Origin of the sequence: Methylobacterium sp. 285MFTsu5.1 (assembly GCF_000383455.1) — a bacterium.
Classification (GTDB): domain Bacteria; phylum Pseudomonadota; class Alphaproteobacteria; order Rhizobiales; family Beijerinckiaceae; genus Methylobacterium.
This window is the reverse complement of the sequence record NZ_KB911272.1, coordinates 87,655-108,320: the sequence shown is the minus strand read 5'-3', so window position 1 is coordinate 108,320 and position 20,666 is coordinate 87,655. Positions and strand designations below refer to the sequence as shown.

21 protein-coding genes are annotated in these 20,666 nt (G+C 71.6%); 13 read left to right on the top strand and 8 right to left on the bottom strand.

The window, feature by feature from the left end:
* The first annotated feature begins 6 nt into the window (after positions 1-6).
* The 7 genes from H288_RS0107345 (at position 7) to ureG (ending at position 5,843) form a co-directional block, all read left to right on the top strand.
* Positions 7-1,020, top strand: coding sequence for a LysR family transcriptional regulator (locus tag H288_RS0107345; protein WP_020091945.1), 1,014 nt, complete (start codon positions 7-9; stop codon positions 1,018-1,020).
* A 123-nt stretch (positions 1,021-1,143) separates the two neighbouring features.
* The gene (locus H288_RS32175; RefSeq protein WP_020091944.1) at positions 1,144-1,764 is read left to right on the top strand and encodes an urease subunit gamma; all 621 of its coding nucleotides are present in this window, start codon (positions 1,144-1,146) and stop codon (positions 1,762-1,764) included.
* 2 nt (positions 1,765-1,766) lie between these two features.
* Complete coding sequence (gene ureC / locus H288_RS0107335) at positions 1,767-3,494, top strand: urease subunit alpha (RefSeq protein WP_020091943.1); 1,728 nt, start codon at positions 1,767-1,769, stop codon at positions 3,492-3,494.
* A 32-nt stretch (positions 3,495-3,526) separates the two neighbouring features.
* Positions 3,527-4,006 carry a DUF29 domain-containing protein gene (locus H288_RS0107330; protein ID WP_020091942.1) on the top strand — a complete coding sequence of 160 codons (480 nt, stop codon included), beginning with the start codon at positions 3,527-3,529 and terminating at the stop codon, positions 4,004-4,006.
* A 33-nt stretch (positions 4,007-4,039) separates the two neighbouring features.
* The gene (locus H288_RS0107325) at positions 4,040-4,540 is read left to right on the top strand and encodes an urease accessory protein UreE (protein WP_020091941.1); all 501 of its coding nucleotides are present in this window, start codon (positions 4,040-4,042) and stop codon (positions 4,538-4,540) included.
* Positions 4,527-5,216: an urease accessory UreF family protein gene (locus H288_RS0107320; RefSeq protein ID WP_026604753.1), complete on the top strand. Its 690-nt coding sequence runs from the start codon at positions 4,527-4,529 to the stop codon at positions 5,214-5,216. The genes H288_RS0107325 and H288_RS0107320 overlap by 14 nt, the downstream gene beginning before the upstream one ends.
* Before the next feature lie 9 nt (positions 5,217-5,225).
* Positions 5,226-5,843 (top strand): urease accessory protein UreG, encoded by a 618-nt coding sequence (gene ureG / locus H288_RS0107315; RefSeq protein WP_020091939.1) that lies wholly within the window; start codon positions 5,226-5,228, stop codon positions 5,841-5,843.
* A 39-nt stretch (positions 5,844-5,882) separates the two neighbouring features.
* On the opposite strand, the gene H288_RS0107310 is transcribed toward ureG, so the two are convergent.
* Positions 5,883-6,113 carry a hypothetical protein gene (locus H288_RS0107310; RefSeq protein WP_020091938.1) on the bottom strand — a complete coding sequence of 77 codons (231 nt, stop codon included), beginning with the start codon at positions 6,111-6,113 and terminating at the stop codon, positions 5,883-5,885.
* A gap of 198 nt (positions 6,114-6,311) precedes the next feature.
* Here H288_RS0107310 and H288_RS0107305 point away from each other — a divergent pair, with 198 nt between their 5' ends.
* Together H288_RS0107305 and H288_RS0107300 are read left to right on the top strand one after the other, a co-directional pair.
* Positions 6,312-6,515: a DUF3311 domain-containing protein gene (locus H288_RS0107305; protein WP_020091937.1), complete on the top strand. Its 204-nt coding sequence runs from the start codon at positions 6,312-6,314 to the stop codon at positions 6,513-6,515.
* Complete coding sequence (locus tag H288_RS0107300; protein WP_020091936.1) at positions 6,512-7,972, top strand: sodium:solute symporter; 1,461 nt, start codon at positions 6,512-6,514, stop codon at positions 7,970-7,972. The genes H288_RS0107305 and H288_RS0107300 overlap by 4 nt, the downstream gene beginning before the upstream one ends.
* Before the next feature lie 7 nt (positions 7,973-7,979).
* Here the strand turns inward: H288_RS0107300 and H288_RS0107295 are convergent, their stop codons facing one another.
* The 4 genes from H288_RS0107295 to H288_RS0107280 form a co-directional block, all read right to left on the bottom strand.
* The gene (locus tag H288_RS0107295) at positions 7,980-8,753 is read right to left on the bottom strand and encodes an ABC transporter permease subunit (RefSeq protein ID WP_020091935.1); all 774 of its coding nucleotides are present in this window, start codon (positions 8,751-8,753) and stop codon (positions 7,980-7,982) included.
* Complete coding sequence (locus tag H288_RS0107290) at positions 8,750-9,640, bottom strand: ABC transporter permease subunit (protein ID WP_103984835.1); 891 nt, start codon at positions 9,638-9,640, stop codon at positions 8,750-8,752. The genes H288_RS0107295 and H288_RS0107290 overlap by 4 nt, the downstream gene beginning before the upstream one ends.
* Before the next feature lie 77 nt (positions 9,641-9,717).
* Positions 9,718-10,776 (bottom strand): ABC transporter ATP-binding protein, encoded by a 1,059-nt coding sequence (locus tag H288_RS0107285; RefSeq protein WP_020091933.1) that lies wholly within the window; start codon positions 10,774-10,776, stop codon positions 9,718-9,720.
* Between the two features lie 4 nt (positions 10,777-10,780).
* Complete coding sequence (locus tag H288_RS0107280) at positions 10,781-11,467, bottom strand: Crp/Fnr family transcriptional regulator (protein ID WP_026604752.1); 687 nt, start codon at positions 11,465-11,467, stop codon at positions 10,781-10,783.
* Between the two features lie 244 nt (positions 11,468-11,711).
* Here H288_RS0107280 and H288_RS0107275 point away from each other — a divergent pair, with 244 nt between their 5' ends.
* Entirely contained in the window at positions 11,712-12,614 is a 903-nt protein-coding gene (locus H288_RS0107275) for a UDP-3-O-acyl N-acetylglycosamine deacetylase (protein ID WP_020091931.1), read from the top strand.
* Between the two features lie 9 nt (positions 12,615-12,623).
* Here the strand turns inward: H288_RS0107275 and H288_RS0107270 are convergent, their stop codons facing one another.
* Positions 12,624-13,688, bottom strand: a complete 1,065-nt coding sequence (locus tag H288_RS0107270; protein WP_020091930.1) for an HD domain-containing phosphohydrolase — start codon at positions 13,686-13,688, stop codon at positions 12,624-12,626.
* 265 nt (positions 13,689-13,953) lie between these two features.
* Here H288_RS0107270 and H288_RS0107265 point away from each other — a divergent pair, with 265 nt between their 5' ends.
* Complete coding sequence (locus H288_RS0107265) at positions 13,954-15,819, top strand: ABC-F family ATP-binding cassette domain-containing protein (RefSeq protein WP_020091929.1); 1,866 nt, start codon at positions 13,954-13,956, stop codon at positions 15,817-15,819.
* 10 nt (positions 15,820-15,829) lie between these two features.
* Here H288_RS0107265 and H288_RS0107260 read toward each other — a convergent pair whose 3' ends face one another.
* On the bottom strand, positions 15,830-17,134 hold the full coding sequence (locus H288_RS0107260) for an aspartate aminotransferase family protein (RefSeq protein ID WP_020091928.1): 1,305 nt from the start codon (positions 17,132-17,134) through the stop codon (positions 15,830-15,832).
* A 92-nt stretch (positions 17,135-17,226) separates the two neighbouring features.
* Here H288_RS0107260 and H288_RS0107255 point away from each other — a divergent pair, with 92 nt between their 5' ends.
* The gene (locus tag H288_RS0107255; RefSeq protein ID WP_020091927.1) at positions 17,227-18,081 is read left to right on the top strand and encodes a LysR substrate-binding domain-containing protein; all 855 of its coding nucleotides are present in this window, start codon (positions 17,227-17,229) and stop codon (positions 18,079-18,081) included.
* 91 nt (positions 18,082-18,172) lie between these two features.
* On the opposite strand, the gene H288_RS0107250 is transcribed toward H288_RS0107255, so the two are convergent.
* Complete coding sequence (locus H288_RS0107250; RefSeq protein WP_106735905.1) at positions 18,173-18,838, bottom strand: hypothetical protein; 666 nt, start codon at positions 18,836-18,838, stop codon at positions 18,173-18,175.
* 724 nt (positions 18,839-19,562) lie between these two features.
* Here H288_RS0107250 and H288_RS0107245 point away from each other — a divergent pair.
* Positions 19,563-20,627, top strand: a complete 1,065-nt coding sequence (locus tag H288_RS0107245) for a WcbI family polysaccharide biosynthesis putative acetyltransferase (protein WP_020091925.1) — start codon at positions 19,563-19,565, stop codon at positions 20,625-20,627.
* Positions 20,628-20,666 lie beyond the last annotated feature (39 nt).

Here is a 20,666-nt window from a genome sequence, read left to right as displayed (position 1 = left end):
CCGTCGATGGAACAGGCGGAGGCGATCCGGGACCCGATGCCCGACTGGCAGAGCATCCGGGTCTTCCTGGCGCTCCAGCGGTCCGGCAGCTTCCGCTCGGCGGCGACGAAGCTCGGCCTGTCGGTGAACTCGGTGCGGCGCCGGATCGACGATCTCGAGGCGCTGATCGGCGCGCCGCTGCTGACCCGCCACGTCGACGGCATCCGCCTCACCGCCGAGGGCCACGCGATCCTCGAGGCCGCCGGCCGCATGGAGGCGGCCGCCTTCAGCCTCGTGCGCACCGGCGAGGGCGCGCCCTTCGCCGAGACCGGCGAGGTGCGGATCGCCGTGACGGAGGGGCTGGGCGCCTTCTGGCTCGCGCCGCGGCTCGTCGAGTTCCAGCGCGCCAACCCGCGCCTGACAGTCGACCTGCGCTGCGCGATGGAATCCGCCGACGTCCTGCGGCTGGAGGCCGACGTCGCGATCCAGCTGACGCGGCCGACCAGCCCGGACCTGCGCATCGTCAAGCTCGGCCGGATCCACATGGTGCCCTACGCCGCGCGGAGCTACGAGGAGACCTACGGGCTCCCGGCGCGCCCCGAAGACCTGGAGCGCCACCGGATCGTGGTGCAGGACGGCGGCCAGACCGTCGCCCTCGAGGATTACGTGCGCACGGTGCCGGGCTTCCCCGCGAAGGTCCCGATCACCCTGAAGATCAACGTCAGCAGCGCGTATTACTGGGCCATCGCCAAGGGGGCCGGGATCGGCCTGCTGCCGACCTATGCCAGCGCGATCGGCGCCCAGGTCGTCCCGGTCGACAATCTCGGCCGCTTCAGCGTCGACATCTGGCTGACCTATCACCCGGACGCCGAGCGGATCACCCGCGTGCGGCGGACGATCGACTGGCTGCGGGCCTCCTTCGATCCGAAGCGCTATCCCTGGTTCCGCGACGAGTTCATCCATCCCCGCGACCTGCCGGGTGCGGTGAAGGGCGCGGCCCTCCCCGACCTGTTCGCCGGCTTCATCGCCATGACGCCGTGACGCCTCCCTGATTCAGGCGGCCCGCGACGGCCGCTGGTCCGGGTTCTGCAACGGCCGACGCCCGCCCTTGACCGCGCCGCGCGCATGATCCTTGCTCCGGCCGCCGCGACGACGAGGTTGCCCGTGCTGCTGACGCCCCGTGAGAAGGACAAGTTGCTCATCGCCATGGCGGCGCAGGTGGCGCGCAACCGCCTCGCCCGCGGCGTGAAGCTCAACCATCCGGAATCGGTGGCGCTGATCACCGACTTCGTGGTCGAGGGCGCCCGGGACGGCCGCACCGTGGCCGACCTGATGCAGGCCGGCGCCTCCGTGCTGACCGCCGATCAGGTCATGGAGGGCGTGCCCGAGATGATCCACGACATCCAGGTGGAGGCGACCTTCCCGGACGGCACCAAGCTCGTCACCGTGCATCACCCGATTCGGGGCGCGGCCTCGTCCGACATCCCCGGCGCGGTGACGACGCTGCCCGGCGAGATCGTGTTCAACCCCGGCGCCGAGCGGACCGTGATCGAGGTCGCCAATGTCGGGGACCGGCCGATTCAGGTCGGCTCGCACTATCACTTCTTCGAGGTCAATCCGGGCCTCGTGTTCCCGCGGGAGCAGGCCCGCGGCAAGCGCCTCGACATCGCGCCGGGCACCGCCGTGCGGTTCGAGCCGGGATCGACGCGGGAAGTGGCGCTGGTGCCGCTCTCCGGCGGGCGCACCGTCTACGGGTTCCGCGGCGACGTGATGGGCAAGCTCTGACCATGGCCAACACGCCCAAGCCCGCCAGCCTGCCGCGCTCGGCCTACGCCGACATGTTCGGCCCGACCGTCGGCGACCGCATCAGGCTCGCGGACACGAGCCTGGAGATCACGGTCGAGCGCGACTTCACCACCTACGGCGAGGAGGTGAAGTTCGGCGGCGGCAAGGTCATCCGCGACGGCATGGGCCAGAGCCAGGCCACCAACGCCGACGGCGCCGTCGACACGGTGATCACCAACGCGGTGGTCCTCGACCACTGGGGCATCGTGAAGTGCGATGTCGGCATCGTGCGCGGCCGGATCTTCCGGCTCGGCAAGGCCGGCAACCCGGATGTGCAGCCGGGGGTCGACATCGTGGTCGGGCCGGGCACCGAGGTCATCGCCGGCGAGGGCAAGATCCTGACGGCGGGCGGCTTCGACAGCCACATCCACTTCATCTGCCCGCAGCAGATCGAGGAGGCGCTCTGCTCGGGGGTCACCACGATGCTCGGCGGCGGCACCGGCCCGGCGCACGGCACCTTCGCCACCACCTGCACGCCGGGCCCCTGGCACATCGCCCGGATGATCGAGGCGGCGGATTCCTTCCCGATGAACCTCGCCTTCGCCGGGAAGGGCAACGCGTCCCGTCCGGAGAGCCTCGTCGAGATGGTGCGGGCGGGTGCCTGCGCGCTGAAGCTGCACGAGGACTGGGGCACCACGCCCGCGGCGATCGATACCTGCCTGTCGGTGGCGGACGCCCACGACATCCAGGTCATGATCCACACCGACACGCTCAACGAATCGGGCTTCGTCGAGGACACGATCGCGGCCTTCAAGGGCCGGACCATCCACGCCTTCCACACCGAGGGCGCGGGCGGCGGCCACGCGCCGGACATCATCAAGGTGGCCGGGCTGCCGAACGTGCTGCCGTCGTCCACCAACCCGACGCGGCCCTACACGTGGAACACGATCGACGAGCATCTCGACATGCTCATGGTGTGCCACCACCTCGACCCGTCGATCCCCGAGGATCTCGCCTTCGCGGAGAGCCGGATCCGGCGCGAGACCATCGCGGCCGAGGACATCCTGCACGACATCGGCGCGCTCTCGATGATGTCCTCCGACAGCCAGGCGATGGGCCGGGTCGGCGAGGTCATCATCCGCACGTGGCAGACCGCCGACAAGATGAAGCGCCAGCGGGGCGCCCTGCCGGGCGACGCGTCCGGCACCGACAACCTGCGCGCGCGCCGCTACGTCGCCAAGTACACGATCAACCCGGCCATCGCGCACGGCATCTCCCGGCACATCGGCTCGGTGGAGCCCGGCAAGCTCGCCGACCTCGTGCTGTGGACGCCGGCCTTCTTCGGCGTGAAGCCCGACCTCGTGCTGAAGGGCGGCAGCATCGCGGCCGCGCCCATGGGCGACCCGAACGCCTCGATCCCGACGCCGCAGCCGGTGCATTACCGGCCGATGTTCGGCGCCTACGGCCGGGCGCCCTTCGCCACCGCCCTCACCTTCGTCTCGCGGGCGGCGGTGGAGGACGGCCTGCGGGAGCGGCTGGGCGTGCAGAAGGAGCTGGTCGCCGTTGAGAACGTCCGCGGCGGCATCTCGAAGAAGAGCATGGTGCTGAACGACGCCACGCCGGTCATCGAGGTCGATCCGGAGACCTACGACGTGCGCGCCGACGGCGAGCTGCTGGTCTGCGAGCCGGCCGAGGTGCTGCCGATGGCGCAGCGCTACTTCCTGTTCTGAGATAGGATGGGCTCGGTGGCAGGAGAGCCGCGATGACGAAGATCGCCCAGCTTCCGGCGAGGGACGACCTCTACACGACCGATCTCTGCCTCTGGACCGAGGAGCAGGCAGCCCTGCTCCGGGCCGGGCGCTGGCCGGATCTGGACCGCGCCAACGTCGCCGAGGAGATCGAGAGCTTGGGCGGATCCCAGAAAGCCGAGATCCGGAGCCGTCTCGCCATCCTGCTGCTGCACCTGCTGAAGTGGGAATTCCAGCCGGAGAAGCGGAAGTACGGCTGGCGCGCGACCATCCTCGAGCAGCGCATCCGGATCGATGACCTGATCGACATGAGCCCCAGCCTCCAGTCCTGGCCGGATGCGGTGCTCGCGAAGGCCTATTCCGTCGCTGTCCTCGGGGCCGCGAGCGAGACGGGCTTGCCCGGATCCGTCTTTCCGAAATCCTGTCCCTACGCGATCGAGCAGATCCGTGAGCTCGGCTTCTATCCGGGCACGCCGGAGACGGACGTTGTCTGACCGCGCCCGAGTATCCAGCCCGATCCGTCAACCATGATCCGCGCCACCCGCATCCTCCGCCGCGACGCCCTGTCAGGTGGCGAGATCGTCGACCGCGTCGTCCTCGATCACGGCGACCGCCACCGCCGCCGCGTCGCCATGCGCGGCGCCGGGGGACTGAGCTTCCTGCTGGACCTTCCGGAGCCGACCGTGCTGGAGGACGGCGACGCCCTGGTCCTGCAGGACGGACGCCTCGTCTGGGTCGAGGCCGCGCCGGAGCGCCTGCTCGAGATCCGGGCCGCCGGCGATCACGCCCTCAAGCGCCTGATCTGGCACATCGGCAACCGGCACATCGCCGCCGAGATCGGCCCGGACGCGGTCTGGATCGCGCACGACCACGTCCTCGCCGAGATGGTCCGGGGCCTCGGCGGCACCGCCGAGCCGGTGGTGCGCCCGTTCCGGCCCGAGGGCGGCGCCTATTCCGGCGGCCACGGGCACGACCACGGGCACGACCACCCGCATGGCGGCCACCAGCACCACCATGCCGCGGGCTGACGCCCTGGAGGCGCTGCGCCTGATGGCGTGGCTGTCGCCCGGCTACCCGGTCGGGGCCTACGCCTACTCGCACGGGCTCGAATGGGCGGTCGAAGCGGGCGACGTCCGCGACGAGGCGAGCCTGACCGCGTGGCTCCGGGACGTCTGCGAGCGCGGCGCCCTGCGCAACGACCTGATCCTGGCCGCCCACGCCCACGCGGCGGCGCTGTCCGCGGACGGCGCCGCGCTGGTCGCCGTCAACGACCTCGCCCTGGCCCTGGCGCCGTCGCGCGAGCTGCACCTGGAGACGAGCCAGCAGGGCCGCAGCTTCCTCGACGCGACGCGCGGCGCGTGGCCCTGCGACGCCCTCGACGCCCTGGCCGGCAATCTGCCGGGGCCGGTCGCCTACCCGGTCGCGGTCGGCCTCGCGGCCGGCGCGCACCGCATGGATCCGGGCCCCGTGCTCGCCGCCTACGGCCTCGCCTTCCTGCAGAACCTCGTCTCCGCGGCCCTTCGGGCGGCGCCCGTGGGTCAGGCCGCCGGCACGCGGGTCGTGGCCGCCCTCGCGCCGCGCCTCGCCGGGCTCGCCGAGGCGGCCACCGCGGCGGATCTCGACGCGCTCGGTGCCGCCACCTTCCGCCTGGATCTCGGCTCCTTCCGCCATGAGACCCAGTATTCCCGCATCTTCCGATCCTGAGCCCGCAGCATGACCTCCACGAACGGCCCCCTCCGCGTCGGCATCGGCGGACCTGTCGGTTCCGGCAAGACCGCCCTGATGGAGCAGCTCTGCAAGCGCTTCCGCGACCGCTACGAGATCTGCGCCATCACCAACGACATCTACACGAAGGAGGACGCGCGGATCCTCACCGTCGCGGGCGCCCTGCCGGAGGAGCGCATCCTCGGCGTCGAGACCGGGGGATGCCCGCACACGGCGATCCGGGAGGATGCCTCGATCAATCTCGCCGCCGTCGCCGAGATGAGCCGGCGCTTCCCGAAGCTCGACCTCGTGCTGATCGAGTCCGGCGGCGACAACCTCGCGGCGACGTTCTCGCCGGAACTCGCAGACATCACGCTCTACGTGATCGACGTCGCCGGCGGCGAGAAGATCCCCCGCAAGGGCGGTCCGGGCATCACCCGGTCCGACCTGCTGATCGTCAACAAGACGGATCTCGCGCCGCTCGTCGGCGCCGACCTGTCGGTGATGGAATCCGACACGCAGCGGATGCGCGGCACCCGGCCGTACGTGTTCGCGTCCCTGCGCGAGGGCGCGGGCGCGGACGCGGTGGCGCGTTTCGTGGAGGAGGCGGGCGGCCTGGGCCGCTGAGTCGACGCGCCGGTCCGGGCGACCGGCGCGTCACGTTTCCTAGCGGCCGGCCTCGGCCGAGCGCGCGCGGACCGACGACCTGCTCGGGGTGCCCATGAGCGCGTCCAGGCGGCTCATCCGCGCGTTGAAATCGTTCAGGACGGTCTGGCGCGCCTTGATCGCGGCGCTGGGCTGCGCCTTGGCGGGGGTGTGCCGCGGGCGGGCCTCCGCTTGGACCGCCGGAACGGCGAGGAGCGCGGCCAGCGCCGCGAAGGTCAGAGTGCGGGTCATCGTGAAATCCTTCGGCGCCCGCCGTGTCGGACGGCGCGACGCTGCGCTGAGGATATGCGCGCCCGGAGCGCGGCCGCGTGCGCGAGCGCACAGCACGCAGACGTGATCGGGATGAGCGCCGTTGGGCCATCGCGGCGTTGACAGCGGTCCGTGACTGATTCAACCCGCGATATCGGGGCCTTCTGAACGGTATCGCGCATGCGAAATCTGCGGTGGCTGGCCGCCCTTCCCTTCCTCGGCATCCTGGTCGGCCCGTTCTTCCTGAACCGGGTCGAGCCCTTCGTGTTCGGCTTGCCGCTGCTCCTCGCCTGGCTGGTGTTCTGCGTGATCGGAACCTCGATCGTGATGGGGGTGATCTACCTGACCGACCCTCAGAACCGCGCGCCGGAGGATCCCCGATGAGCATCGCGCTCGTTATCGTGGCCGCCGGCTTCGCGCTGGCGATCGGCCTCGGACTCTACGCGCGGGTCGGCCGCGAGATGGGGCTGGAGCAGTGGACCGTCGGCGGCCGCGGCTTCGGCACCGCCCTGGTCTTCCTGCTGATGGCCGGGGAGATCTACACGACCTTCACGTTCCTCGGCGGCTCCGGCATCGCCTACGGCAAGGGCGGCCCCGCCTACTACATCCTCTGCTACCTGACGCTCGCCTACGTGACCTCGTACTGGTTGCTGCCGCCGGTCTGGCGCTACGCCAAGCAGCACAACCTCTACACGCAGCCCGACTTCTTCGCGCGCAAGTACGGCAGCCGCGCGCTCGGCATGCTGGTGGCGCTCGTGGGGATCGTCGCCCTCGTTCCCTACCTCGTGCTGCAGTTCAAGGGCCTCGGGATCATCGTCTCGACGGCGTCCTACGGCGCGATCTCGTCGACGACCGCGGTCTGGATCGGCGCGGCCGCGCTCACCGCCTACGTCGTGGTGTCGGGCGTGCACGGCTCCGCCTGGACGGCCGTGATCAAGGACACCAGCATCCTGTTCGTGGTGGTGTTCCTCGGGATCTACCTGCCGGTCCACTATTACGGCGGCTACGAGGGCCTGTTCACGGCGATCGAGGCGGCGAAGCCCGGCTTCCTGGCCCTGCCCGACCGCGGCCAGAGCCCGACCTGGTTCACCACCACGGTCCTGCTGACCGCGCTCGGCGGCTACATGTGGCCCCACACCTTCGCGTCGCTCTACACGGCGCGGGAGCCGGGCGCCTTCCGCCGAAACGCCGTGATCCTGCCGATCTACCAGCTGATCAACCTGTTCGTGTTCGTGATCGGCTTCACCGCCGTGATGCAGGTGCCGGGGCTGACGGGGCCCGACGTCGACCTCTCGCTGTTCAAGCTCTCCCTCGCGACCTTCCCGCCCTGGGTCATCGGGCTGATCGGCGCCACGGGGGTGCTGACCGCCCTCGTCCCGGGCTCCATGATCCTGATCGCGGGCGTCACGCTGGTGGCGAACAACCTCGTCCGGCCGCTGCGCCCCGGCATGGACGACGCCGCGACCGCGCGGCTGTGCAAGATCCTCGTGCCGGTGCTGGCGCTGGTCTGCGTCGGCTTCACCCTGTCGGGCGGCGACACGATCGTGCAGCTCTTGCTCATGGGCTACAACTTCGTGACGCAGCTCTTCCCCTGCTTCATCACCAGCCTGATGCGCCGCAATCCCCTCGACCGCCGCGCCGCCATCGCCGGGATCGTCGCGGGCGTGGCCACCGTGGCGGCGACCGTCCTCTCCGGGTTCAGCTTGGCGAAGCTGCCGCTCCTGGGACCGCTCCAGGACGTGAATGTCGGCATCGTGGCGCTGGTGGTGAACGTCGTCGTGACGGTCGCCGTGGCGCAGATGGTGCGCGCGGGCGCGACCGCCGCGCAGGCCGCGGAGTGATGCCCGCTCAACCCTGTCCGCGGCGGGCGGTCAGCCAGGACGCCAGCAGCACCGCGACGCTCACCAGCCCGACGAGGAGGGTCGAGGCCGCGTTGATCTCCGGATTCACGCCGAGACGGACCTGGCTGTAGAGCCGCATCGGCAGGGCGGTGGAGCCCGGGCCGGAGACGAAGCTCGCGATCACCAGGTCGTCGAGCGACAGGGTGAAGGCGAGGAGCGCGCCGGCCGCGAGGGCGGGCGCGAGCAGCGGCAGCGTCACGGTCATCAGCACGCGCGCCGGCGCCGCGCCGAGATCGGCCGCGGCCTCCTCGAGGGACCGGTCGAGGCCGCGCAGGCGCGCGCCGACCACCACCGCCACGAAGCCGGTGCAGAAGGTTGTGTGCGCGATGACGATCGTCAGGAGGCCGCGGTCTAGCCCGATCCCGATGAACATGAGCAGGAGCGACAGCCCGATAATCACCTCGGGCATCACGATCGGCCCGAAGACGAGACCCGTGAACAGGGCGCGACCGCGGAAGCGGCCCTGCCGCTCCAGGGCGAGCGCGGCCAGCGTCCCCAGGATCGTGGCGAGCAGGCTCGCGAGGAAAGCGACCTTCAGGGAGACCCAGGCGGCCGACAGGAGCGGCGCGTCGGCGAGTAGGGCGCCGTACCAGCGCGTCGAGAACCCGCCCCAGACCGTCACCATCGGCGAGGCGTTGAACGAGTACACGATCAGCACCGCGATCGGCCCGTAGAGGAAGCCCAGGCCGGCCACCAGGGCGGTGCGGGTCACCCAGCTCACGGCGCCTCGCCCTCGCCCGCGCGCAGGCTGTCCCGGAACAGGACCACCGGTCCGATGACGATGGCGAGGATCAGCACGGCGACAGCCGCGGCGAGCGGCCAGTCGCGGTTCGAGAAGAACTCGCTCCAGAGCACCCGGCCGAGCATCAGCGTCTCCGACCCGCCGAGCAGGTCCGGGATCACGAACTCGCCGACCATCGGGATGAAGCAGAGCCCCGCGCCGGCCGCGATCCCGGGCAGGCTGAGCGGCACGGTCACGGTCCAGAACACCCGGCTCGGCGAGGCGCCGAGATCCGCCGCGGCCTCGCGCAGGGTCGGGTCGAGGCGGTTCATCACCGCGTAGAGCGGCAGCACCATGAAGGGCAGGTAGGCGTAGACGAGACCGACGATCACCGCCGCGTCGGTGTTGAGGATCGTCAGCGGCGCGTCGATCAGGCCGAGCCGGCGCAGGGCGAGATTGAGCAGGCCCTCGGGCTTCAGGATCGCGATCCAGGCGTAGATCCGGATCAGGAAGCTCGTCCAGAACGGCACGATCACCAGCGCCACGAGGAGCGGCTGCCAGCGGGCCGGCGCCCGCGCCAGGGCGTAGGCGAGCGGCGTCCCGAGGGCGACGAGGATCAGGCTGGCGACGCCCGCGTAGGTCAGGGAGCCCAGGGCGGCGTCGCGGTAGAGGGGGTCGGCGGCGAGCGTAAGGTAATTGTCGAAGTTCAGGGCCTCGAGGAAGGCCGACCAGCCGTCGAGCCCGCCGCGCCAGTCGAGCAGCGGCAGGTAGGGCGGGATCGCCGTCGCCGGCTCCGAGAGGCTGATCTTCAGGGTGATGACGAAGGGCAGCAGGAAGAACGCCGCCAGCCACAGGAAGGGCGGCAGGCGCGCCAGGCGGTCGAACATCCGGCCGCGCTTGCGGGGGCGCGCGGACCCGGCCTCCGTTCGCCCGGTCGCGCGGTCGGCCTCCGCTCCGGCGGCCCTCATGCCGGCAGGATCACGGCGACGTCGGCGGGGAAGCTGGCCCGTGCGTCCGAGCCCGGCGCCGCGGCGGCCTCCGCGGGCCGCCCGCTCGCCCGCAGCGTGGCGCCGTCGGGCAGGCGCAGCGTCCGGCGCACCCGGTCGCCCAGGAACACGGCGTCGGCGACGACCACCGGCAGCCCTTCCGCGCCCAGCACCACGTCCTCGGGCCGCACCGCCACCACGACCGCGGCCCCTTCCGCGAGCGCGGCCTCCGCGACGCCCCGCACGGGACCGTGCGCGGTCTCGACCGTGCGGACCGTGTCGGCGCCTCCGGCGCCGACACGACCGGGGATGAGGTTCACGTCGCCGAGCAGGCCGGCGACGAAGCGGCTCGCCGGGCGCCGGTAGAGATCGGCCGGCGGCCCGACCTGGATCAGGCGGCCCGCTTCCATGACGCCGATCCGGTCGGCGAGCATCATCGCCTCCTCGGGATCGTGCGTGACGACGACGAAGGCGGTGCCGAGGCGGCGCTGGACCGCGCGCAGCTCGCCCTGGGTCTCCTCGCGCAGGCCGCGGTCGAGCGCGCCGAGCGGCTCGTCGAGTAGCAGCAGCTTCGGCTCCCGGGCGAGCGCCCGGGCCAGGGCGACCCGCTGGCGCTGGCCGCCCGAGAGCGTCTCCGGTCGACGGTCGCCGAACCCGTCCAGGCGCACGAGCTTGAGCAGTTCCGACACGCGCTCCGCCGAGGCGGAGCGGCCGAGGCCCTTCAGCCCGTAGCCGATATTGCCGGCCACGCTCATGTGCGGGAACAGCGCGTAGGACTGGAACATCATATTGACCGGCCGCCGATGGGGCGGCAGCGCGGTCAGGTCCTGTGCGCCCAGCAGGATCCGTCCCGAGGTCGGGCTCTCAAAGCCCGCGATCATGCGCAGGAGTGTGCTCTTGCCGCATCCGGACGGGCCGAGCAGGCAGAAGAACTCCCCCGCCTCGAGGTCGAGGGACACGGCGTCGACGGCCCGATGGGTGCCGAAGCGCTTGGTCAGCTCCTCCAGCCGCAGGCGCGGCGCAGGCCCCTCGGACAACGGATCAGGAATCCTCGCGCAGCGCCTCGGCCACGCGCGCTTCCAGGAGGTCCGGCCGGCGCAGGACCAGGGCGCCGCGGGTGCGGTCGACCAGTCCCTCCGCCGCCATCGCGGTAAACTCCCGGGTCACCTGCTCGCGGCGGCAGCCGATCCGCGCGGCGAGGACGTGGTGGTAGGGCGGCGGCGAGACCACCCGCTCGCCCGCCGTGCCGGCCCGGGGCACGGAGAGACGGAGCAGCTCGGCGTAGAGCCGGTGCTTCAGGTCGAGCAGGGCGTGCTCCATGAGCCGCGTGTTCAGCTCGCGCACGCGCTTGGCCAGGAGCCGGAACAGCCGGTCGGCGATCGCCTCGGAGGCGAACACGATCTGCCGGAAGACCGGCGCCGGCACCACGCAGACCTCGCCGCGGGTCAGCGCCGTGACGTTGGCCGAGCGGCCGATCCCGTCGATGGCGGCGAGCTCGCCGAAGAAGGCCCCGCCCCGCATCTCGCCCAGGATGACTTCCTTGCCGGACTGGGTCCGGTTCAGGATGCGGACCTCGCCGGAGGCGATGAAGTACACGTCGGTGGAGATATCGTCGAAGTCGACGAGGACCTCGTTCTCGTCGAAGCGGCGCCAGTGGCAGCGGGGCTCGTAGGGGCTGAGCTCGATGCCGGGATCCTTGAAGAAAGGTATTGTCCCCAACCGCGCCATCGATCGTGTTCCCTCAACTCCGGCCTCCGTCCCTGCCCTGACGGGGGCCGGCCAGCAGATCTGGGGACGGGAGCAGCCCGCACAGTGAAGCCGCGCCCCGCCGGGGCGGTGCTGGATCGATCGGGCGCCGCAATCGTGACGGTCGCGGGCGGGGCGGTCAAGCCGCGTCCCGATGAACAGGAGTTTATTAGCGTGGATCAGGTATCAGGGCTAAATTCCTGGCCCGCCGAGGCGGGCAGTATCGATGCATCAAGACGTACCTTTCCCGCGCTCGACATCCTCCACCGGTCCCCGCCAGCAGGCGACACTCGCGCGCCCCTTCGAGCGTTCGGGCCGCAGCCTCCATTCCGGGCGGCACGCCACGGTCCGCGTCAGCCCCGCCCCGGCCGGCCACGGCATCGTCTTCCGCCGCCACCTGAAGGACGGACGGGCGGTCGACGTGCCCGCCCACTGGCACTATCGGGAATCGCAGCCGCTCTCCTCGGCGCTGCGACGCGACGGCGTCCTCGTGCGCACGATCGAGCACCTGATGGCGTCGCTCAGCGCGCTGCGGATCGACAACGTGCTGGCCGAGATCGACGCCGACGAGTTGCCGATCTTCGACGGGAGCGCGACGCCCTGGTGTGAGGCGATACGGATCGCCGGCCGGCGCGAGCAGAGCCTGCCCTGCCGTGTGATCCGGCTGCTGCGCACGGTGGCGGTCGAGAACGGGCGGCGCCGCCTCGAGATCGAGCCCGGCCCGGGCCTGCACATCACCGGCCACGTCGCGCTGGCGCATTTCGGATCGATCGACTGGTCGGGCGCGATCACGGCGGACAGCTTCGAGCGGGAGATCGCGCCGGCGCGCAGCTTCGGGCGCTACGCGCGGGCCATGGCGGGCCGCGCCTACGGCTACCTGATGCGGAACGACTTCCTGCAGGGCGTCTCGCCCCACTCGGCAGCGCTGCTGGTGCGCGGGCACGTCCTGGGCGGGATGCGCGTCCCCGGCGAGCCGGTTCGCCACCGGATCCTCGACCTCGTCGGCGACCTCGCGCTGGCGGGCCACCCGGTCGAGGGCCGGATCTCGGCGTTCCACACGGGGCACGAGCTGAACCACGCCCTCGTCACCGCCCTGATGCGGGACGGCAAGGCCTGGGAACTCGTCTGAGGGTCGGGTTCAGGCGAAGGCGCGGCGGGGCGTCTCGCAGGCGACCGCGACCGCTCCGAAGGCGCGGACGAGGTCGGCATCGAGCTTCGCCCTCATCGACTCGAGGATGGCGTAGGCCTCGCGCGGGGCCTTCGGCGCCTTGTAGGGGCGCGCCTCGATCAGCGCGGCGAAGATGTCGGCGATGGTGATCAGGCGGACGAGGTCGGGGATCTGCTGCCCGCGCAGCCCGTCAGGATAGCCCGACCCGTCGAGATACTCGTGGTGCGAGCGGACCACCGACAGGGTCAGCGCGTCGTAGTCGCCCGTGAGCAGCATCTCGTGTCCGAGCGCCGGGTGGCGAGCCATCTCGGCGCGCTCTGTCGGCGTCAGCGGCGCGGGCTTGTTCAGGATCGCGAGGGGGATCTTGGCCTTCCCGATGTCGTGGAGCAGCGCGCCTTTGACGAGGTAGCGGGAATCCGCCTCGTTGAGCCCCAGGACGCGCGCGAACTCGGCCGCGATCCCGGCCACGCTCAGGCAGTGGCGGTGCGTGACGTCGTCGAAGCTCGCCACGACCCTGAGCCATTCGCGCACCTTGGCCTCGCGGATCGCCTGGTTGACCAAGTCGGCGCCGTTCTCGACCAGCGCGGCCGGGGGCGCCTGATCGGCGCGGAACAGGCTGACGAAGGCCGAGCGGGCCTCGTTCACCTGCTCCTGCCAGTTGCCGGTCTGCGGCGGGGCCTTGGCGGTGCCGATCAGGGTCGCGACCGCGTTCAGCAGCATGGCGCTGACCGCGGCGGCCGGCATCGCGCGGGTCGCGCCGAGGGCGGTGGCCTGGATCTCGCCGCGGCCGAGGTTGCCGTGGATCAGGGCCAGGAACGGGATGCCGGGCCCGCGCGCGGTGGACAGCGCCTGGCGCAGCCGGCGCACGGATTCGGAGGTCAGCGCGCTGACGTCGCTGATGATCAGCCCCGCCCCCCGCGGCGGGACGGCGTCGCCGTAGAGGTCGTGCAGCACAACGGGCGTGACGCCGCCGAGATTGCGCGCGAGCCTCTCGGCGCGCTCGACATCGTCGGTCAGGATCAGGGTCTGGCCCAAGATTCCCCCCTGTGGCTCGCCCCCGCCCGGGCGCTTTTCCGGCTCACGCGACGACGTTCTAGAGCCGATGAACGCACTATCAGCGTCTATTTGCGCAGCACTCGCCACAGGTTTGACGGCATTCCGTTAAAAATCCGACAGCCGAAGCTGATGTTTCAAGCTTAAAATAGGCGTCGCGTTGTGTCGGAGGGCGACACGGGGATGCCGGCCTGCCCGCGCGACGGCGGCGCTTGCCTCGCGGCGTCCGGACCGCCAGAACGCCGGCATGCTGCGCGTCAACGACCTCACCTACCGCATCGGCGACCGTCTGATTCTCGATTCCGCGAGCTTCACGATCCCGGAAGGCGCCCGCGTCGGGCTGGTCGGGCGCAACGGGGCCGGCAAGACCACCCTGTTCAAGGCCATTCTCGGCGACCTGCCGGTCGACGCGAAGTCGGTGGCGCTGCCCAAGGGCATGCGGATCGGCGCCGTCGCCCAGGAGGCGCCGGCAGGACCGGAGACGCTGCATGCGGTCGTGCTCGCCGCCGACACGGAGCGCGCCCGCTTGATGGCGGAGGCCGAGCACGCGGACGGTCTGCGCCGGGCCGAGATCGAGACGCGGCTCGTGGATATCGGCGCCCACTCGGCGCCGGCCCGGGCCGCCGCGATCCTGCACGGGCTGGGCTTCGACGCGGCGGCCCAGGCGCGGCCCTGCGCGGACTTCTCCGGCGGCTGGCGGATGCGCGTGGCGCTCGCCGCCGTCCTGTTCTCGGAGCCGGACCTGCTGCTCCTCGACGAGCCGACCAACTACCTCGACATCGAGGGCACGCTCTGGCTGTACGATTACCTGGAACGCTACCCGCGCACCGCGATCATCATCAGCCACGACCGCGACCTGCTCGACACCAGCGTCGACCACATCCTGCACCTCGACCGCGGCAAGCTGGCGATCTACCGCGGCGGCTACACCAGCTTCGCCAAGCAGCTCTCGGAGAAGCGCGTTCTCCAGGCCAAGGCGAAGGCCAAGCAGGATGCCGAGCGCGCGCACCTGCAGAGCTTCATCGACCGCTTCAAGGCCAAGGCCACCAAGGCGCGGCAGGCCCAGTCGCGGATGAAGCGGCTCGCCAAGATGGAGCCGATCGCCGCGCTCCTCGAGGACGACGTGCCGGTGATCCACCTGCCGAGCCCGGAGAAGCCGCTGTCGCCGCCGATCGTCGCCATGGAGCGCGTCAAGGCCGGCTACGGGGACCGGATCGTCCTGACCGGCCTCGACCTCAGCCTCGCGCCGGACGACCGGGTCGCGCTGCTGGGCGCCAACGGCAACGGCAAGTCGACCTTCTGCAAGCTGATCGGCGGCCGGCTCGGGCCGGTCGCCGGCGAGGTGAAGCGCTCCTCCAAGATGGAGGTCGCCTACTTCGCCCAGCACCAGCTCGACGAGCTGCGCCCCGCCGAGAGCGCCTACGCGCATGTCCGGACCCTGATGCCGGATGTCCCCGAGGCGAAGGTCCGCAGCGCGACGGCGCGGCTCGGATTCGGCGCCAACAAGGCCGACACGCCGGTCGAGAAGCTGTCGGGTGGCGAGAAGGCGCGCCTGCTCATGGGGCTCGCCGCCTTCCACGGCCCGCACCTCCTGATCCTCGACGAGCCGACCAATCACCTCGACATCGAGAGCCGGCAGGCCCTCGTGGAGGCGATCAACGACTACGAGGGCGCCGTCATCCTCGTCTCGCACGACCGGTTCCTCGTCGAGGCCTGCGCAGACCGGCTCTGGCTGGTCGCGGACGGCACGGTGAAGACCTTCGACGGCGACATGGACGATTACCGGCGCTTCGTCCTGTCGGGGCCCGAGCGCGAGGTCGAGCGCGAGTCCGAGCCCTCCGGCGGGCAGAAGGCCGAGGCGCGCCGCGCCGGCGTCGAGCGCCGCGCGGCCCTCGCGCCCCTGCGCAAGCGGCTTGAGGCGATCGAGGCACGGATGGCCAAGCTGACCGCGGCGATCCAGAAGATCGACGCCGCCCTGGAGGACGGGTCCGCGTTCCGGGAGAACGCCGCCAAGGCCGGCGAGATCGCCAAGATGCGGTCGGACGCCGCGACCGCGCTCGCCGCCGCCGAGGAGGAGTGGCTGACGGTCAGCGCGGAGATCGAGGCGGCCTGACGGGGCCGCCTCACACCGAGCCTTCGATCGCCCGCTCCAGGATGTCGACCCCGAGGTCGATCTCCGCGTCCGTGGCGGTGAGCGGCGGGGCGATGCGGAACACGCCGCCCATGCCGGGCAGCTGCACGATGTTCATGCTCAGCCCGAGTTCGAGGCAGCGCCGCGTGATCGCGTCGCCCAGCTCCGGGGCTGGCACCTTCGTGTCCCGGTCGGCCACGATCTCCACGCCCTGCAGGAGGCCGCGCCCGCGCACGTCGCCGATGCAGGCGAAGCGCTGCTGCAGCGCCCGCAGCCGCGCCGCGAGCCGCGCGCCGGCCGCCTCGGCCCGGCCGACCAGGGCGTCGCGCCGGACGATCTCCAGCACCTTGAGCCCGACCGCGGCTGGCAGCGGGTCGGAGACGTGCGTCGTGTAGAACAGGAAGCCGCGGGCGTGGCAGAGATCCTCGATCTCCGGCGTGGTCAGGACCGCCGCGAGGGGCAGGCCGGCGCCCAGGGTCTTCGACAGGGTCAGGATGTCGGGCACCACGCCGTCGCGCTCGCAGGCGAACATCAGGCCGGTGCGGCCGATGCCTGTCTGGGCCTCGTCGAGGATCAGCAGCATGCCCCGCTCGGTGCATTTGCGCTTCAGCGCCGCGAGGTAGCCGGGCGGGAGTTCGAGGATGCCGCCGGAACTGAGGATCGGCTCGGCCAGGAAGGCGGCGAGGTTGCCGGTCGACTGCCGGTCCACCAGCGCGAAGGCGTAGTCGAGCTCGGTCTGCCAGTCGTCGGCCCCGTCCCGCGCGAAGGTCGGGCGGTAGGCGTTCGGGGCGGGAATCGCGAAGGATCCGACCGGGGCCGGGCCGTAGCCCTTGCGGCCGGCGCTGTAGGTGGCCGAAGCGGCGCCCGCCGTCATGCCGTGCCACGACTGCGCGAAGCTCACGATCTCCCAGCCGCCTGTGGCGAGCTTGGCCATGCGCAGGGCGGCCTCGTTGGCCTCGGCGCCGGTGGTCAGGAGAAGCGCGCGCTCCAGCCCGCCGGGGGCGAGTCCGGCCAGCGCGGTCGCGAGGTCGACCACCGGCCGGCTCAGCATGCCGCTGAACAGGTGATCCAGGCGCCCGACGTGGTCGGCGACGACGGCGGCGATCTCGGGATGCCCGTGACCCAGGATCGCGCTCATCTGGCCGGAGGTGAAGTCGAGGATCTTCCGGCCGTCCGCGTCGTAGACGAAGCTGCCCTCCGCGCGCTCGATGATGACCGGCGCGAAGGCGCCGCCGTAGCGCACGAGGTGCCGGCGCGCGCGCGTCCAGAAGTCGGGGTCGTCGTTCCGCGTCGTCATCGATCCGGGTCCCGTGGCAGGCCCCGCCATGCTAGGACCGCCCGCAACCCCAGAGAAGCTTATAGTTCTGAACCGAGGGTTCAGCGATCCTGATGGCCCAGAGCCTCGACATCGACCTCCTGCGCAGCTTCGCCACGGTCGCGGAGACGGGCGCGCTGAGCCGGGCCGCGGAGCGGGTCGGGCGCAGCCAAGCCGCCCTCAGCATGCAGATGAAGCGGCTGGAGGATCTGGTCGCGCAGCCGCTGCTGCGACGGACCGGGCGCGGGGTGGTGCTCACGGTGCAGGGCGAGCGCCTCCTCGTCCACGCGCGCCGGATCCTGGCCTCGCACGACGACGCGGTGGCGGAACTGTCCGGCGGCCGCCTCAACGGCACGCTCAGGTTCGGCTGCCCGGACGATTACGCGCAGGCCTTCCTCCCCACCCTGCTGCGCGGCTTCGCGCACCTGCATCCCGACGCGGCGATCGAGGTGGTCTGCGGCGCGACGCCCCGTCTGGAGGAGCGGCTCGCCCGCGGCGGGCTCGATCTGGCCCTCGTCTCGGTCCCGCTGGCGGCCGGGCGGGAGATCCTGCGGCGCGAGGACCTCGTCTGGGTGGCGCCGCGCGGCGCCGAAGCGCCATGGCCCGACCCGTTGCCGCTGGCGCTCGGCGATCCCGACACGCTGGACCACCGGGCGGCGCGGGCCGCCCTCGACGCGGGCGGGCGCGCGTACCGGATCGCCTACGCGAGCGGCAGCCTGTCCGGACTGCTGGCGGTGGCGCGCTCTGCCCAGGCGGTCGCGGTCCTCACCCGCGCCGCGGTCCCGCCCGACCTGCGCATCCTGAACCGCGGCAGCGGCCTGCCCGCGCTGCCGCGGATCGGCCTGACGATCCGCCTGGACGAGGCGCACGCCGCGCCGCTGACCCGCGCCTTCGCCGCCCACCTGCGCGCGGTACTGCCGACGCTCTGATCGGGCGGTCCCGCCGGGCTCCCGTTCGTCCGGGCGGGGTAGCCCTGGTCCGGTCGCGATCGCGGCCGCCCCGAGCCGGTCGGGCCTGTCGCTAGCCCGCCTCGGACGGCTTCCGCCAGACGACGACGATCTCGTCGTTGTCGACGTTGATCCAGTTGATGTGGGTGCGCGGATGGGCTTGGCGGATCGTCTCGAAATGCGCGCTGTTGCAGAGCAGGTAGATGTCGCTCCCCGTGTCGTCCAAACCGGCCTCTGCCTCGCGCAGGACGGAGCGGAGGCTCGGACCCGGCAATTGCACGGCCCGGAACCGCCGGCCGGGCACGTCCGGAAAGGCCAGGCTCCAGGCCGCCGTGACCCGCGGGCTGTCGTACGCCACGACCGTGTCGGCGCCGACGAGCCGGGACGGGCTGTGATCCAATCGGACATCCTCGCTCCAATTGCGATTGGCGGCGCCGATCGTCTTCGTCGTCTCCGGCGACACGACCGGGGTCGTCGCCGTGGCCGTCGCCATCGCGGCGGCAGCGACCTGCGTGCCCCGCCGGTCGGTCACGTCGAGCGCGGCGTCGATCACCTGGATGCGGTTCTCGACGAGCGCGAAGACGGCCCCGGCCGCCTCCGGCGTGAGCGTGTAGATCGACCGCGGATCCGGCGCCGCGACGGGATTCACGTCGCGCGCCGGGGTAAGCACGGTCGCCTCGCCGGGCGGCGCCTTCTGTGCGGCCGCCGCGATCGCGGCCATCGGAGGTACGTAATCCATCGCGCAGTCTCCAGCTTTCGACCCGATGCGGAACCCGGCCTCCGACCCGCGCAGCGCCGTCGCCCGCGCATCGACCGTTTGCCGACGGCCATGCGGGCGTGGATCGACGACCGTCGCGGCGATGCGGAGGGGCGCCACCGCGGGCATGCCGCGGCTGCGCCGTCCGAGCGGCTCGGACCGTGGCCGGTTGTCCAGGCAGGTCGGTCGGAAATGCCCCGCGCCCGTCGGAGCGGCCGCTGACGCGGAAACACGGCGAGAGAGGGGATCCACCTCGGTCATCGGGGGCCTGCCGGTCCTCATGACCGCGAGCGCCCAGTCCGCGAGCTTCATGCTTCGTTGAATCGGATTTGTATCCAACGACTTGACTCTGTCAACAGCGCGCAAGTTGAATCGTCTCCGTGACGGACTTTCTTGGACTTTATATCGTGGCGACATCGTAGGAATTCGGCGGTCCGCTGTACGCGTTGCTTCCGCTCTTCTCAGAAATGGCGGGCGGTGCTCCGAATAATCGGAGATCCCCGAGCGCGTGCTTTCAAGCCTGGGCGATCCACAGGCGGCGCGCGTCGCCGTGTGCTGCGGTTCCGCCGCGCGGGTCGCGCAGTCCGTCCGACGGTCAGCACCGCGAGGGGGCTCCTCCCGATGGGCGCGATCGGCGGTCCCGGCCCGCGGGATCCGCACGGGTGCGGTGTTTGCCCGCGGCCCGCGGACATGCGAGAGAGGCCGGATGTTGACCGTCGATAGCCTCTGGCGCGCGCGGCACCGGCTCGCGCAGTTCGGGAAGAAGCGGACCGGATCGCCGCGCATCCTCGTGATCGGGGTCTGCCAGGCCGGATCCATCGCCAAGACGATGCGCTACCTGCTGCCGCACGCGCAGGTGGATTTCGTCTCGGCCTTCACGGCGTCCCGCCGGTTCCCGCGGCTCGCCGACCTGATGGCGCACGCGGACGGGTACGACCACGTCTTCACCAGCATCTACCTGCCCAAGTTCAAGGGCGGCGGCTCGATCGACACGCTTCGGACGCACCCGAAGGTCCGACTGATCCCGACCATCGTGTTCAGCGCCTACCATCCCGACCTCGTCCACGTGGGCGTTCAGGATCACGTCACGCTGAACGGCCTGATCTCGGGTCCGATGGGGCACTCGCACTCGGCGATCACGCTGTTCGCCTACCTGTCGGGCTTCTCGCAGGCGCAGGCGCTTCGGCTGTTCTCCGAGCCGGTCTTCGAGCGCCTCGGATACTTCAATCTCTGGGACGAGTCGGTCGCGTACCTGCGCGGCCTCGGCGTCCAGGCCGGGTACGATCTCGACACGCACCTCACGCGCTGGGCGCGTCGGGGCTGCTTCATGCACTCGATCAACCACACGAAGCTCTACGTGGTGGCCGACCTCGCCCGCGGCCTGCTGACCCGGGCCGGCGTGCCCTTCGAGGAATGCGACCTCGACGCGTTCCTCCCGGACGATCTCGGCGGCCAGGGCAGCTGGCCGGTCTATCCGGAGATCGCCCAGCATTACGGCGTGCCCGGCAGCGCCCTGTTCTTCAAGGCGGAGACGCGCCGGTCCGGCCCCGCGCGCACGATGAGCCGGCCCGAATTCGTCGCCGCCTCCTACGCGAACTACGACCGGCGCGAGCGGAAGCTCCTGATCTCGCAGCGCGTCCAGGGCTGGCTCAACGACGCGCCGACGGTGGATTTCCTGCGCGAGGCCGCGGGCCGGGGCGACGCGCCGGCGCGGCCGGCGAGCCGGGCCCCGGCGGTGAATGCCGGCAGCCTCGCCGGCCACGCCTCGTAGCGTCCGGAAGGGCACTTCCCCGCGGGCCCGGCGTTGTCG